The 14,330-nt window shown below is 35.7% G+C and carries 12 protein-coding genes; all 12 read right to left on the bottom strand.

Features of this window, described 5'->3' with window-relative positions; genetic code table 11:
• Positions 1 to 47 precede the first annotated feature (47 nt).
• Entirely contained in the window at positions 48 to 986 is a 939-nt protein-coding gene (locus tag ABZP37_RS10785) for an SMP-30/gluconolactonase/LRE family protein (protein ID WP_366182911.1), read from the bottom strand.
• Positions 987 to 1,000: 14 nt separating this feature from the next.
• Positions 1,001 to 1,765, bottom strand: coding sequence for a ThuA domain-containing protein (locus ABZP37_RS10780; RefSeq protein ID WP_366182909.1), 765 nt, complete (start codon positions 1,763 to 1,765; stop codon positions 1,001 to 1,003).
• Between the two features lie 317 nt (positions 1,766 to 2,082).
• The gene (locus ABZP37_RS10775; RefSeq protein WP_366182908.1) at positions 2,083 to 3,363 is read right to left on the bottom strand and encodes a TIM barrel protein; all 1,281 of its coding nucleotides are present in this window, start codon (positions 3,361 to 3,363) and stop codon (positions 2,083 to 2,085) included.
• Positions 3,364 to 3,368: 5 nt separating this feature from the next.
• Positions 3,369 to 4,382 carry a glycosyl hydrolase gene (locus ABZP37_RS10770; protein WP_366182906.1) on the bottom strand — a complete coding sequence of 338 codons (1,014 nt, stop codon included), beginning with the start codon at positions 4,380 to 4,382 and terminating at the stop codon, positions 3,369 to 3,371.
• Between the two features lies 1 nt (position 4,383).
• Entirely contained in the window at positions 4,384 to 5,499 is a 1,116-nt protein-coding gene (locus ABZP37_RS10765; RefSeq protein ID WP_366182904.1) for an endo-1,4-beta-xylanase, read from the bottom strand.
• Positions 5,500 to 5,504: 5 nt separating this feature from the next.
• Entirely contained in the window at positions 5,505 to 6,758 is a 1,254-nt protein-coding gene (locus ABZP37_RS10760; RefSeq protein WP_366182902.1) for a hypothetical protein, read from the bottom strand.
• Between the two features lie 66 nt (positions 6,759 to 6,824).
• Entirely contained in the window at positions 6,825 to 7,760 is a 936-nt protein-coding gene (locus ABZP37_RS10755) for a gluconolaconase (RefSeq protein ID WP_366182901.1), read from the bottom strand.
• Between the two features lie 118 nt (positions 7,761 to 7,878).
• Entirely contained in the window at positions 7,879 to 9,030 is a 1,152-nt protein-coding gene (locus tag ABZP37_RS10750; RefSeq protein WP_366182899.1) for an alkaline phosphatase, read from the bottom strand.
• A 411-nt stretch (positions 9,031 to 9,441) separates the two neighbouring features.
• Positions 9,442 to 10,461, bottom strand: a complete 1,020-nt coding sequence (locus tag ABZP37_RS10745; protein ID WP_366182897.1) for a glycoside hydrolase family 43 protein — start codon at positions 10,459 to 10,461, stop codon at positions 9,442 to 9,444.
• 6 nt (positions 10,462 to 10,467) lie between these two features.
• The gene (locus ABZP37_RS10740; protein ID WP_366182895.1) at positions 10,468 to 11,943 is read right to left on the bottom strand and encodes an MFS transporter; all 1,476 of its coding nucleotides are present in this window, start codon (positions 11,941 to 11,943) and stop codon (positions 10,468 to 10,470) included.
• 42 nt (positions 11,944 to 11,985) lie between these two features.
• Entirely contained in the window at positions 11,986 to 12,993 is a 1,008-nt protein-coding gene (locus ABZP37_RS10735; RefSeq protein WP_366182894.1) for a kelch repeat-containing protein, read from the bottom strand.
• 189 nt (positions 12,994 to 13,182) lie between these two features.
• The gene (locus ABZP37_RS10730) at positions 13,183 to 14,304 is read right to left on the bottom strand and encodes an endo-1,4-beta-xylanase (RefSeq protein ID WP_366182892.1); all 1,122 of its coding nucleotides are present in this window, start codon (positions 14,302 to 14,304) and stop codon (positions 13,183 to 13,185) included.
• Positions 14,305 to 14,330: the final 26 nt, after the last annotated feature.

Here is a 14,330-nt window from a genome sequence, read left to right as displayed (position 1 = left end):
GACAAGCTCAGCCTGACAAAGAAAACGTCATTAAATATTACTTGTACTTATCGCACTCCATGTACGGCCATAGCTAAGGTATACACCGAATCCAAGGCAGTAATAAAAAGTGTGGTTTGCTTTGGTCCACCAAAAGTGACATTGGCAGTCCAATCTTTAGGTACAGCAATATGTGCTATTTGTTCCCCTTTTTTATTAAAAACAGTAACGCCTTTTCCGGTCAGGTAAACATTACCTAGGTTGTCAATCGTCATCCCATCCGAACCCATATTGGCAAACAGTTTTTTATTCGAAAGCTGGCCGTTTTTACCAATTGTATAGGAGTAGGTTTTTTTACCAGATTCGTCTGCCACATATAGGGTTTTGCAATCGGGAGTACCTATAATTCCGTTCGGTTGATTGAAGTTATCGTCGGCTACAATTGTCGGTATTTTTGTATTTGGTGCTAAATAATACACCCTTTTTGATGCTTGCGGTGGCTCTTGATGTTGCCACCACGTACGTTGGTAATAAGGATCCGTAAAATAAATACCCCCTTTGGCATCTACCCAAAGATCATTGGGACCATTAAATTTTTTACCTTCAAAATTAGCAAGTAGCACGGTTACTTTTTTATCTGCATCAATAGACCATATTTCATTTTTTTCATCGGCAACAGCCAATAAATTTCCTTGGTTGTCAAAATACAATCCGTTAGAGCGACCGGATGGTTTCATATAATCTGAAACGGTATTGTCACTGGCATTCCATTTCAGGATGCGGTCATTGGGCTGATCTGTAAAATAGACATCTCCATTTTTGTTTGCAGCAGGACCTTCGGTAAATTCGAATCCATCAGCAACCAAAGTAAGCTGCGCACCATCGGCAATTATAGCTTTGTTTAAGTCTTTCTGCGCCTTGCAAGACATATTTACAATCAGTAGAAAACTGATGCCCATTAAATTTAGATAATTGCTATAAATCTGTTTTTTTGATTTAGTTTTCATATTGTATTGTTAGTTTATTTTTTAATTGAATCGCCTTTAGCCCAATAAATAGCGCCAAAAATGTGGTTTAAAAAGTTTTTATCTTTAAACGATTCTGGTTTATGACCCAAAGCGGTGTAAAACGATCTTCCACCTTCATACTCTTGATACCATGCAATAGGATGTGCCTTTCCCATCCCTTTCAACGGGATCGCATCATAACCGGCAGTAAAGTCATAAGAAGCTTCATCAACGGTCAATAGAATATGTAGTTTATCGAGGTTCATGTTTTTAAAGTTATACCATTCATCAGAACGAAGCCATTTATTGGGTAAATGCCATGTTGCTGGAAAATCATGATTGGCAACGTTTACAATGGCTGCTTGTAATTTTGGATGATTTACAAATTTCGCTCCTACTAGACCATCAAACCAAGCGTTATCGTTTTCACCATCTGCCGTACCGTGTATGCCTACAAAGCCACCGCCTCGTTTCATAAATGCTTTTAAAGCATCCATGTGTTTTGGTGTCAAAAAATTAGCATTGGCATTCATGAATATCACCACATCATATTCTGGTAATTTTGTTATTAGATCGTCTGGTCTTTGGGTCCAATCAAACTTAAACTGATTTTCGGCTGCCATTTCTTTGAATGCTTCAACAGCGACAGGGATAGAATTGTAATGCCAAGTATCATGCTGGGTAAACAATAAAACACGAAATTGCTCTTGCGCATTGGCTTTCATCATCGTTAGGATACATAGGGTTAGTAAAATGTATTTCATTTTAAATGGTTTCATAATTTAATTTTATTGGTTACGGGCATGACTAAAACGATATGCTATAGTTCATTTTGATTCTGTTTGAAAAAATATAGCCACAGATTATATACTGATTAATCATTGCTACCATTGTTCACTCTAGTTAACTCTTTTAAAATCTGCTACATCTGCGAAAATCTGCGTGAAAAAAGTTTGCACGCAGATTTGGCAGATTTTCGCAAATAATAATTTAGGTTTTAATCTAAATTAAATTTAGTACCGCATTGTCAAAGTGCCGCCACTTTCTAATAATCTGTGGCAAAAAATAGTTAGTAAAACTTTCAGTTGGTGGTGGATTATTTCAATAATTCATAATAAATATATTCCCAAGCTAAGTCGACACTATACAAAGGCGGAAAATTATAATCTTCCACTTCAGACAAGATGTACTTTACTCCAGCTATTTTTTGATAGTTAAAAATATCCTTGAAATCTATTTTTCCACTTTCGCCTAATTCTTTGTAATCTTTTACATGCCAACTAATAAATCGGTTGGGATAGTTTTTGAAATAATCTATAGGATTCACACCTCCCTTATGCATCCAATACAAATCTGATTGAAAATAAACATAGTCCGAATTGGTATTTTGAAGAAAGTAATCATAAATGGTTACACCTTCGACCTTTAAAAATTCATCGGCATGGTTGTGGTACACAAACTTGAGTCCGTTCTTCTTACAGAGTTTTCCAACTTTATTATAATAATTGCAATACTCTTGCAATTCTTTAATCGTCTTGATGCCTTTTAATTTACTATTTGAAGTAGACAGGTATTCAACACCAGCTATTTTATGGTCTTGTATCGTTTTGTTCCACCACGCATAGATTGCTGCATCGTCGTTTTTATCTTCGGAATCGAAAAAGGTCATTGAGCCTAAAAATTTCATGCCTGCTTTTTCGACCATCGCCTTAAACTGCGTTGGACTTTGACCGTAAAAACCACCGTCTTTATATACAAAAGTTTCTACATAGCTATACCCCATTCTACCTAACTCAGTCAAGGTTTTCTCTGGGTTTTTAAGCATTTCTTTGTGAACAGAAACAAGCTGAATACCAATATTTTTGTCTTTAGGATTGTTCTTAATGTATCTTGTTTTCCATACACTCTTTTCATTAGTATCAAAGCCTTCCAATATAACATCGGTATAATTTTGAAAGTTAAAATCAACCTTCATTGTTTTATTACCATTGAGGTCTTTGTCTTGCATTGTCCAATGATCTTCTGAAGTAAACATGCCTTTTCCTGTGAAAAATGCGCCTTTTGCATTATGACCAGCAGCAAAAATAGCATCGGTAACCGTATCATAACCAATAATTTCATGAAGTATTGGATTGTATTGATCGGAATTATCTTTTTGAAAAACTTCAACCGTGAGCGAATGATTATCGAAATTGGTCAAACTGCTCATTTTAATTTCAGGAAGTTTTGCAACACTATCTGTACTAGGATTTATAGCACTTACCCATTGGCCCGAATATTGCCTTAGTCTATCTTTTTGAGAAGAAATACCGTAGTTTTCTTGAGCAAAACCGACGAATGATTTTAGAAAAATAATTAAAAAAAGAACTCTTTTCATTTTTATTATTTTTTATCAAGGTGAATAAATAAGGGACTTTCCATTTCTTTTTTATATGCTTCTAATACAAATGGATTTTTTTCTATACGGGCATCTTTCCAATCATGCCAAGGAAAACCATTTCTATTCGACCAATATTCCCAATCCCAATTGATGTAGCAAAATGCTTTTATTCCTGGATTGTCGTGTAGCATCTTGAAGAAAGGTTTGAACCATTTATCCCAAGAAACTTCACCATCCATTACACCCACAAATCGTGGTGTACACTCGCCTATCATCACTGGTTTATTATGTTTATGAGCACCATCAAAAAAGTTTTGCAAACCAATGTTATCAAATTCTTCAGGGCTAAAAATATCGATACCCCACCAATCTACATATTGATCACCAGGATAATATTCCATCAACTTTTCTGTACTTATAAAATCTGCAGAGCCACCGCCTGAGCACCAAACCGTTGCCGATTTTATATTTTTTTCTTTAAAAGCCTTTGAAATAGTTATGAATACTTTTTTAAAACTTTCAGGCGAATAGCCATTCCAATCGCCTTCGAACTCGTAACCAATTCTGGTAAAAGACGGTCTGTCTAGTTCCAAAAGCACTTTATAGAATGCTTGCAATTGTTTGTCATATTTTCCGCTGGCAACTTCTTTGTCCAAACCTGCTCCTGTATCTTTTCCACCCGTAAATCCTAAACCAATTTGAGGTATCATTCCTTTGGGCAAGCTATCTAAAACTTGTTTCAAACCTTTCCCCCAACTTTCAATCCTTTTTACTGGTGACGTTATATTGACATACGTCATGTAAATTGCTGGCGTTTTATCGTGTCCAACAGCATTTACATAATCATTAAAACCCTTTTTGTCCTGACCAGCACCGTGGTAAATTCCGGTTTGGGGTTCGTATTTGGCATGGTAAAACGCACCGATATTTTTTGTCTCTTGGCTCTGCACCTTTACAACCAATAGCAAAAAAAGTAGGGTTGAAAACTTCACAATATTATTTTTGATATACCTCATATTATTTGTTTTCTATTTTCATTTTTAGTCCTTCTAGAAAACCATAATAAGCAGGTTTAGGTTTTAAATTATCATCATAAATAGTAGGCCAATCTTTCATGTTGAAAAAGCCTTTAATCCAAGAATCTCTATCTGTAAAATCCCAAACTGTAATCCCAAATTGCTGTTCTTTCGGCACAATACTGCGATACATTAAAACTAGATTTTTATATTTTTCAGCCTGCGCTTGCTTCATTTCATTTGTTACCGAACTATACTTTTCAATACCACCTAACCTTTCGTCATTGTGCGAATTAAAAATAATATCAACTTCCGACAAGTGAATTTGCAAACCTGTTGCTGCCGCTTTTTTCAAAGAATAGGCAATAGCTTCATCTGGCGTATCCATACGAATGTGCATTTGAAAACCAATACCATGAATGGGTACACCCTCTTTTTTAAAGTCTTCGACCATTTTTAAAACGGCATCTAATTTTGTAGTATCACGCTCAATATTGAAATCATTATAAAACAACACGGCATTGGGATCCGCTTCATGGGCATATCGAAAGGCATTTGCTATATATTCTTTACCCAAATTATTGTACCAAAATGTTTTTCTATATTCACCTCCTGCAGATTCAAAAGCTTCGTTAACAACATCCCATCCAGCTACTTTTCCTTTGTATCGGCCGACATATTTTTGAATATACTCTTTCATAAATTTACCCAACCAGATGTTGTCTTTAGCCCCTTTTTCTTCTACCCATTTAGGTGTACTGCTGTGCCAAATAAGGTTATGACCAAAAAGACGTTGGTTGTGCTTGGTGGCGTAATACAATAAAGTATCGGCCTTTTTCCAATTAAACTGGTTTTCAGCAGGCAAAATCGATTGCATTTTCATATCGCTAGTAGCGGTGATACTATTGAAATTTGAAATCTGCAAAGCCATTAACGCTTGGTCATTGATCAACTTATTGATATTAATTGCCGTACCAATTGGAAAATCTGAAACGTTTTTTAGACCTGCTTCAGACGAAGTTTTTTGGCTTACACTTTTACAACTTGTAAAGGCAAACACCGTTGCCACAAAAAGGATCGTTGCAATTTGAGGATAACGTTGTTTTTTATGTATCATGTTATTTATTTTTTGGTATTAGTTATTGATCCGCTCACAATAGTTTCCGATCCGACGTTTTTCTTTATAGAAAATACTTTTGAATTTTTAAGAACATCTTTTCCCTTTGACTTTGGAGCAAATACAATTCCTCCCCAACGTCCACGAGTAAATTCTGTCCCATCAGTTCCCACTGTGGCAATTACCGTTATTTTATCGCTTTTTTTAAGGGCAATGTTTTTCCATAATTTGTTGTATTTAATGCTTTCTTCGAAGGAATTCTTACTCAAAGGAGCGGAATATTTACCCACCTCTTTTCCGTTTATTAACATTTGAAAACCTGATTGTCCATCATTTTCTCCAACACCTACAAAAATGATATCGTATACCCCATTTTCATAAGGAAAATCTGTTGTGACCGTAGCCTCTTTATGTTTTTCAGGATTTATTGCCAACCATGCATTATCCACATAAAAATTGGTGTTTTCAATAGGAAAATCAATAGCTTTCATGATTTTCGTTCCATTCACAGTTTTTCCAATTTCGTCAATATAAGAAAGAGCTGTAAGCTGTTTTTTTATTTCTGCGGGACCTTCTCCATTTGGAACATAATCAATGTCTTTCGTTAGGAGAAATTTATCCAGTTCGACACCATCTTCGCGCATGCTAAACTGAATATCGTGTATCCCCGCTTTTTGGATATCTAAATAAATTTGTTTGGCAACACCACAGTGAATCAACTCTGTACGTTGCGCACTTCCCCAAGTCCACTCCTTCTTCCCTTGGCACCATTGCATGCGTTGTCCGTGTTCTGGCCAAGTACCATCAATGCCTACGTGTAGTCCATTGTCTTCGGCACCCATGCTAAATATTCGCGCCCAAACATAATAACGTCCGGGAGTACTAAATTTTACTTTATAATGAAGAATACCCATTTGTCCTGCTTCATTCGAAAAATTTTCGCCTACAATAAGTTCATCTTCAGCAGTTACTCTTGTGTCGGGTAGGATTTCTAAATAAGCGTTGTTACTCGCTCCAAGGTTGTGATTTTCATCTTCATCTCTACCTACTTTAGGAGTTTCAGTTGATGATGTTCGATACCATTGTCTGATTTCGTTTTTGCTTTGTTTATAATTATGCTCTGCTTCTACAGCAATTGTTTCCTTATTTCCTTCGAAAACCGTTTTTTTATTTACTATTGGTTTTTCGAGCTGCTGTGCTGTACTACCTAAAGAAATTGATAGAAATCCTGCTAATACAATATTGATTTTTAAATGCATGTTTTTATATTTAATTACTAGAATTTATTAATCAATTTGGATATTAAAAAGCCAAATAATTAGTTTTTACTTCTCAATACTAACGGCATATATCATCCCTGCTAGCATATCAGGAAGCAGTAAACGCCCTTTATCTTCTTCTAAATAAAAGTCTGCAGCCGATTTCAAACCCTCAATTAAAACGGTTGCTTTTTCGGTTTTTCCATCAATTTTCCAAACCGCTCCTGCCGTCCAACTACTAACATAATAATTGCCTATACTATCTTGCTCTACTCCATCAGCACCTCGGAATTGTCCTTTCAACGGAGTTAATTTACCATCACGTTTCACTAAAAAATTACCAAGAAAAAAAGCACCCACCATAATATTGCCATTGTTGTCCACGCCTACTCCATTTGGGTTCAACATCAAGGGAGATGTATCTTGCGTTATGGATACAACTCCATCCAAATCAACATGATAAATACGACCCAATTGCGGAACTAACTTAGCCTGTTCACTTTCAAGCGGCCAAAGCACTTTATTTTCGTCACGCATATATTTTACTGCTCCCATGTCAGCCACATAAATTCCTTTACCTTTAGCATCAACTGCAACATCATTCAAGTACAAAACTACTTTGGGAAAATCCTCTTTTTTTACAAAGACAGTTGCATGACCAGCACTATCGACTTTCCAAATTCGAGTTAAGTCCAATAAATACAAATGACCTTCTAGATAGACAATACCTTTGGGTTCATCAAAACCTTTTGCAAAAATTTTTACGCCATTTTTAGAGATTTCAACTACTTCACCATCACCTTGCTCTGCCCCATTCATAAGGGTAACATAGTAATTGTCATTAAAACCTTTTGTAATACTTTCTGGTTTTACCCCCACTTTTACAGGGAATTGAATTTCAGATTGTTGCGCATATCCAGACAATGTGAATAATACCATTAAAGCTATAGTAGTAACAATTTGCTTTACACTTTGTTTAATAAAAATTGTAGACTTTTTCATTTTATTAGTTTTTGAAATTAATCCTTTTGAAATTTTATTAAACAAAATCGCTTAACGAACAATAAGAAAGCAACCGTATGTCTATTATACCGAGTTAATTATAACTTGTGTTATTAGTTTACTTTTTTGTATCCCAACCTGTCAGTTTTACTATTTTCGAAAAAATTTCATTGTTTTCATAAATACCATTAAACTCTTCTGACCCTGGTCCAAAAGCAAAAACCGGAATTAAAGTAGCAGAGTGTCCGCCTGTAGAAAATGAAGTTCCTACCTTGCTATAATCATCATATTCCGTTCCGTCTGCTTTCTTTTTTCTTTTAGCAGATAGTGTGAACCCACCTGTTTCATGGTCAGAAGTAACCACGACTAAAGTATTACCCTCTTTCTCGGCGTAATCCAATACTTTACCAATAAGATTATCAAAGTCTAATAATTCAGCAATCAAATAAGGAGCATCGTTATCGTGCCCGCCCCAATCAATTTGAGAACCTTCTGTCATTATAAAAAAGGGTGCATTGTCTTTACTTAAAAATTGGATTCCCAATTCGGTTGCATTCGAAAGAAAATCACCTCTACCTTGAGACATTTTTGGCAACTGATCTTTAGCTAAAAGAAAACCCGCTTTTTGGCTTGATTTAATTTGAGCAAAATTCCCTAAAGCTGTAGTGTCAATTTTATAGTTTAGCGCTGTTAATTCGGTGACCAAATTTCGTTTGTCTTTTCGCTTTGTAAAATATTTCAATCCGCCTGCTGCAAAAAAGTCGACTTTACCACCTAATAAGTCTACTGCTATTTCGTCCCCCATACCGCGATTAATTTGGTGACCAAAAAAACTTCCTGGTGTTGCATGCGTAATTGCCGAAGACGCTATTAAACCCGTCTTCACATTTTTTGACGAAGCCAATTCAACAATTGTTTGTACTGCTGTAGAGTCATTTGCAACTCCTATTGCGCTATTAAAAGTTTTGACACCACAACTAAATGCAGTTGCGCCAGCGGCCGAATCGGTTATCTCCTGACCTGCAGAAGATGTTTTTATCAGTCCAATATTTTTAAATCGAGTATAATTGGGTTTTGAATCTTTGAAGAAAAATGCGGACGAAATTTGCGACAAACCTGTTCCGTCACTAATTAGCAGAATTACATTTTTGGGTTTTGGAGACTGCGTTGTTTTTTTTGTTGTGGAGCAAGAAAATAGTGTAAATGCTATAAAAACTGCCGAGATATTTTTATAATTCATGACGTTGTAATTATTATGGTTAGTACTCATTTGGATAACTTTCAAGTCATGATGACTTTCGTATTAGTAATTCGACACAAGAGTTGATTGACCTATTAAATTAATTATTAGTCAATTCGAGTGTCCGCCTCCGCGGATGCGATAGCTTTTTTAATAAAATGTATCGAGAACGATATTTACTGTAGCTTCTCGATACATTTTTTAATAGTAAAGCTATCGCATTACTATCAAAAAACACTCGAAGTGACGGTCGAAAAACTAAAACCATCGTAGCATTTCAACCCCTGATTCGTGTTAAAAACTGTCAGTACTGCTGAATTAAAATCCAGCAAATACTGACAGTACCAACCAAAATCATTTTATTCGAACCGAAAGATGCGTACAGCAACAAGGCTCAAAAAATTGACCAACTTAAAAAGTTGAGACATTAGTATTTACTTTTTATTCCAAATATGGATCTAACGTATTGATTTTTCCATTTTGATCATAAGTGATTTCAGCCACTTTTACCGATCTTAAGTGGGTAACTCCCTCCGACAAACTAGAATCGTGATAGAATAAATACCATTTATTTTCGAACTCACAGATAGAATGGTGCGATGTCCAACCAATAACAGGGTTTAAAATTCGACCTTGATAGGTAAACGGCCCGTAAGGATTGTCTCCTGTAGCATAACAGATAAAATGGGTGTCTCCTGTTGAATAAGAGAAATAATATTTGCCATTATACTTGTGCATCCACGAAGCTTCAAAAAAGCGACGGTCGTTGTCTCCTGCTAAAAGTGGTTTTCCGTTTTCATCCAGAATTTCGATTTCTTTTACCGATTCGTCAAAACTTTTCATATCAGCAGAAAGCTTTGCCATAATTGGTTTTAAAGCCAACTCATTTCCTACTGGTTCTTTGTGGTTTACATCATAACTATTGTTTCTATAGTTTTGCAATTGACCGCCCCAAATTCCACCAAAGTACATGTAGTAACTACCGTCATCATCACAAAAAACAGCTGGATCGATAGAATAACTACCTTCAATCGCTTCTGGTTCAGCAATAAATGGTCCAACCGGAGAATCGCTAATAGCAACCCCAATCTGGAAAATTCCGTTGGCTCTTTTGGCTGGGAAATACAAATAATATTTTCCATCTTTAGTAGCAGCATCAGGCGCCCACATTTGTCTTTCGGCCCAAGGCACATCTTTTACGTGTAGCGCTAAACCGTTATCTGTAGCTTCCCCTGTTGGGCTATCCATAGAAATAACGTGGTAATCTTCCATCCCAAAATGATCTCCGTTGTCATTAAATGGAATTCCCGCTTCGATGTCATGAGAAGGATAAATATATATTTTTCCGTTAAAAACATGCGCCGAAGGATCTGCGGTATACATGTGTTTAATTAGCGGTTGTGAAATTGCTTTTTTGTTTATTTCGTCAAAATTGATATGACTGATATTTTCTTCTGGCATAATAATTTAATTTATAGTTTTACTTCTTCTTTCTTTTAATTCACTTTCTAGTTGCACTTCCATTTTTTTATCGATAATATAAAAACATACCAAACCTGCACTTGCTATAAAAAATAATCCTGGATAAACACTTACTGCTAATTTAATTCCGTCAATTGCAGATTGTGCTTGGTTCGCTGCTTCGGCTACATAACCGTATCTTGATAATAGAAAAGCACCCAAAGCACCACCAATACTCAAACCTACTTTTAGACCAAAAATCATAGCTGAAAAGATGATCGCAGTTGCGCGTCGGTTGTTTTTCCATTCGCTATAATCAGCTACATCAGCAATCATCGCCCATAATAACGGAATCGTAATTCCGTACAAAAATCCATGTACCACCTGCGTTACAAATACTAAAGTTATAGACGTAGGCGCATAAAAATTGAACTGAACCAAACTTAAAGCAGACAAGAATATAAAGGCAATAAAAATGTTTCTTTTACCAAATTTATCCGCCAATCCTTTTGAAAACATAATTCCGAAAATCATGAATAAAATTCCACCCGAATTGAACAAACTAAAGGCAGATGTAGGTGCATCTTTTGGCCATTGAAACTCGGTAAGTCCCATTCCAATTAGTGTATCATTCAATCCTGCAATCATGTTATTAAATCCAATATCTTGCAAAAACGTAGCTTGAGCAACAGGATCTAAGTAGTATTTAAAGTAATAAATGTACATTCCTCCTTTTAGCGAAAGCGTAACAAATATCAAAATAGTAACAAAAAGCATGATGACCCACGGCTTGTTTTTGGACAAATCAATTAAATCTTGTTTTACTGATGATTCTTGTTCTTTCTTAGGAACAATACGTTCTTTTGTAGTCAAAAATGTGATTATAAAACAAATAACTCCTGCTATTGCAAAAATCATCATGGTCGTTTTAAAACCAGCTGCTTTGTCGCCATGACCCAATATTAAAACCAAAGGCAACAACAATCCTTGAATGATAAATTGTGCAAACATTACGGCCACAAAACGATACGATGACAAACTGTTACGTTGTCCCATATCTCCTGTCAAAACTCCGCTTAAAGCTGAATACGGTAAATTATTGGCCGAGTACACTAATATCAATAAGAAATAAGTCACTAAGGCATAAATTACTTTTCCGTCTGGACCAAAATCTGGTGTTGAGAAAGCCAAAATAGCGATAATTCCAAATGGCACCGATGTCCATAAAATCCAAGGCCTGAATTTTCCCCAACGGGTTCTCGTCCTGTCGGCAACCGCACCCATTATAATATTAAAAAAGGCACCGATAAACCCTCCGAAAAAGATAATCGCACTTGCTGTACCCGCTGGAATCTTATACACATCGGTGTAGAAAAACGCCAAAAAGGTCATCAAAGTCTGGAAAATCAAATTGGCTGCAAAGTCGCCTAAACTGTAACCTACTTTCTCTAAAACCGAAAGTTTTTGGGATGTATTATTCATTTTGTAAATGTATTTATGATTATTCTTTCTAAACGTTTCCTATTATTTAATCGTTTTATCACTAAAGCGCTCAATTGTTTTTAATTCCGGTTCGCCACCTCTTTGGCCACAGCCAGAAGCGATATACAATTCTTTTTTGTACCAAATAAATTGTGTACCATGTCTACCCTGCTGCAATGATGGTAGTGTACTCCATGCTCCTGTTTTTGTATCTAAAACTTCAACTTCATTATGCGCTAGTATTTGATCTGCATTTTCGCCTCCAGTAACCAAAATTTTATCACCAATACAAATTGATGCAATACCTGCACGTTGCGTAGGAACAGGATTGGCAAGTGTGCTCCATTGTCCAGTTTTGAAATCAAACACATCCACTTCTGGAATTGTTAACTCAAAAACCTTGTTGATAACGCCTGATGAAACCCTTCCTCCCAATACATATAATTTATCTTTACACACTACAGAGGTAGCATGATCTCGAGCTCGTGGTGCATCTGGCAATGTTTCCCATTTTCCTGTTTTGAAATCATAAACATCAAACCAGTTTACGTGTCCATCCCAATGACCGTCTATGATTCCACCCGAAATATAGAGCTTGTCCTTATAAACATTAGTGGTTGTAGAGGCTCTTAATCTATTGTTTGGCATTGAAAAGCCTTTTTCCCAACTGTCTTTTGCAGGATCATACATATAAGATGTTGCTACTGGAGTTTCATGTGGGTATTGCCCAGTATGTGCTCCAACTACATAAATTTTTCCTTTATAGGCGAAACTTTGAAAATGGTGCAATTCAATTGGGGGTTTGGCTCCTGAGGTCCAAGTATTGGTTTCAGGATTAAAAATGGAAACTTCTTGAATACGACGACCTCCAAGAAGATAAAATTTACCTCCAACTTCCACAAATGCCGCTTCATGTCGTGCCGCTGGTTCTCCTGTACAAACCAAGGTTTCCCATTTATAATTATCGAAGGATTGTGAAATCCCCTGTTGACAAAATAAAGTCAACAATGATAAAACTACTATTTTCGAAAGTCTAGAAATTTGTATCATAATCCCTTTTAATTTTATTTAATTTTATATGACTGTCCGCTTCACATACTAGATAAAAAATTACACGCAGATTAGACAGGTTAATTACAGTTAATCAATTTTAAATCTGCGTGCTTTTTTAATTTTAGTACAAGTAACAAATAGTCCTAAAATTTTAAGGCATTTGCGCTACTCCTATTTACAGTCGCTCTATTTTTTTTTCAAAGCCATTACTTTATCGTATGCTTTGTTAGTCTTATTATTTCGATCAAAAAGCAATGGATAATTTGTTCTGTTTTTAATAGGCCAATTGTTTAACCACGATTGACTATCATTCACTCCCCAAAAAGTAACACGACTAATTTTGTCTTGGTGCTTCAAGAATACTTTAAACAAATCTTCATAACGTTGCGCAAGTTTTACTTGGATACTGTCTGGAACTCCATTAGTGTACGGATTCATTTTTGCGTCTTGTTCAAAATTTTGATTCACATTAGCACCTACTAATTTTTCTGGTACTGGTAAAACCGAAATATCTAGTTCAGTAAACATCACCTTCAATCCTAATTTCGAATAGGCAATAATACTTTCTTCAATATCTTTCAATGGCAGACCATCAAGGCTCCAGTGTCCTTGAATTCCAACACCGTCAATACGAGCACCACTGTCTATTATTTTCTTTAATAATCGAATAGCTCCTTCTCTTTTCTTAGGTTGCTCAATATTAAAATCATTGTAATATAACTCCGTTCCTGGAGCTGCTTTTTCTGCTAATTTGAAAGCAGTTACTAAATAATCTTCTCCAAGTTTATCCAGAAATATTGATTTTCTATAGGTTCCGTCTTCGTTCAAAGCCTCATTTACAACATCCCAACCATCAATTTCACCTTTGTATCTTCCTGCAACCGTATTGATGTGATTTTCCATAAATAAGCTCAACGAATCTTTGCTTTTTATAGCATGAACAAATGGAGACAATTGCTCGTGCCATATAAGCGTATGACCTACCACAAACATGTCATTCTTTTTTCCATAAGCCACATATTTGTCGGCTACATCAAAAGTATACATATCCCATTTTGGATGAATCATTTCGCATTTCAAATTATTTTCGGGAGAAATAGCACTAAATTGTGATTTAATCAAGTTATTTACAACCGAATCTTTTTCATTGATTTGGTCTGCACTAAGTGCTGTACCAATGAAAAAGTCTTGTTTAAAAGCGCTTTTTAATGTTGGTTCTTGATCTACTACTTCTTTTTTAGACTGACAACTCATCATTAAAACCCCTGCCAATATAATTGTAGCCGTTTTGCTATTTACTATTTTCATATTTTGTTTTTTTTAAAATCAATAAA

This window comes from Flavobacterium ovatum, from assembly GCF_040703125.1.
In the GTDB taxonomy this organism is placed as follows: Bacteria; Bacteroidota; Bacteroidia; order Flavobacteriales; family Flavobacteriaceae; genus Flavobacterium; species Flavobacterium ovatum.
This window is presented reverse-complemented; position numbering and strand designations above follow the sequence as displayed.

Excerpts from the sequence above, each read along its gene's own strand:
- ABZP37_RS10775 (WP_366182908.1), bottom strand. The coding sequence starts at position 3,363 with ATGAAAAGAGTTCTTTTTTTAATTATTTTTCTAAAATCATTCGTCGGT.
- ABZP37_RS10735 (WP_366182894.1), bottom strand. The coding sequence starts at position 12,993 with ATGATACAAATTTCTAGACTTTCGAAAATAGTAGTTTTATCATTGTTG.
- ABZP37_RS10740 (WP_366182895.1), bottom strand. The coding sequence starts at position 11,943 with ATGAATAATACATCCCAAAAACTTTCGGTTTTAGAGAAAGTAGGTTAC.
- ABZP37_RS10750 (WP_366182899.1), bottom strand. The coding sequence starts at position 9,030 with ATGAGTACTAACCATAATAATTACAACGTCATGAATTATAAAAATATC.
- ABZP37_RS10755 (WP_366182901.1), bottom strand. The coding sequence starts at position 7,760 with ATGAAAAAGTCTACAATTTTTATTAAACAAAGTGTAAAGCAAATTGTT.
- ABZP37_RS10780 (WP_366182909.1), bottom strand. The coding sequence starts at position 1,765 with ATGAAACCATTTAAAATGAAATACATTTTACTAACCCTATGTATCCTA.
- ABZP37_RS10730 (WP_366182892.1), bottom strand. The coding sequence starts at position 14,304 with ATGAAAATAGTAAATAGCAAAACGGCTACAATTATATTGGCAGGGGTT.
- ABZP37_RS10770 (WP_366182906.1), bottom strand. The coding sequence starts at position 4,382 with ATGAGGTATATCAAAAATAATATTGTGAAGTTTTCAACCCTACTTTTT.
- ABZP37_RS10760 (WP_366182902.1), bottom strand. The coding sequence starts at position 6,758 with ATGCATTTAAAAATCAATATTGTATTAGCAGGATTTCTATCAATTTCT.
- ABZP37_RS10765 (WP_366182904.1), bottom strand. The coding sequence starts at position 5,499 with ATGATACATAAAAAACAACGTTATCCTCAAATTGCAACGATCCTTTTT.
- ABZP37_RS10745 (WP_366182897.1), bottom strand. The coding sequence starts at position 10,461 with ATGCCAGAAGAAAATATCAGTCATATCAATTTTGACGAAATAAACAAA.
- ABZP37_RS10785 (WP_366182911.1), bottom strand. The coding sequence starts at position 986 with ATGAAAACTAAATCAAAAAAACAGATTTATAGCAATTATCTAAATTTA.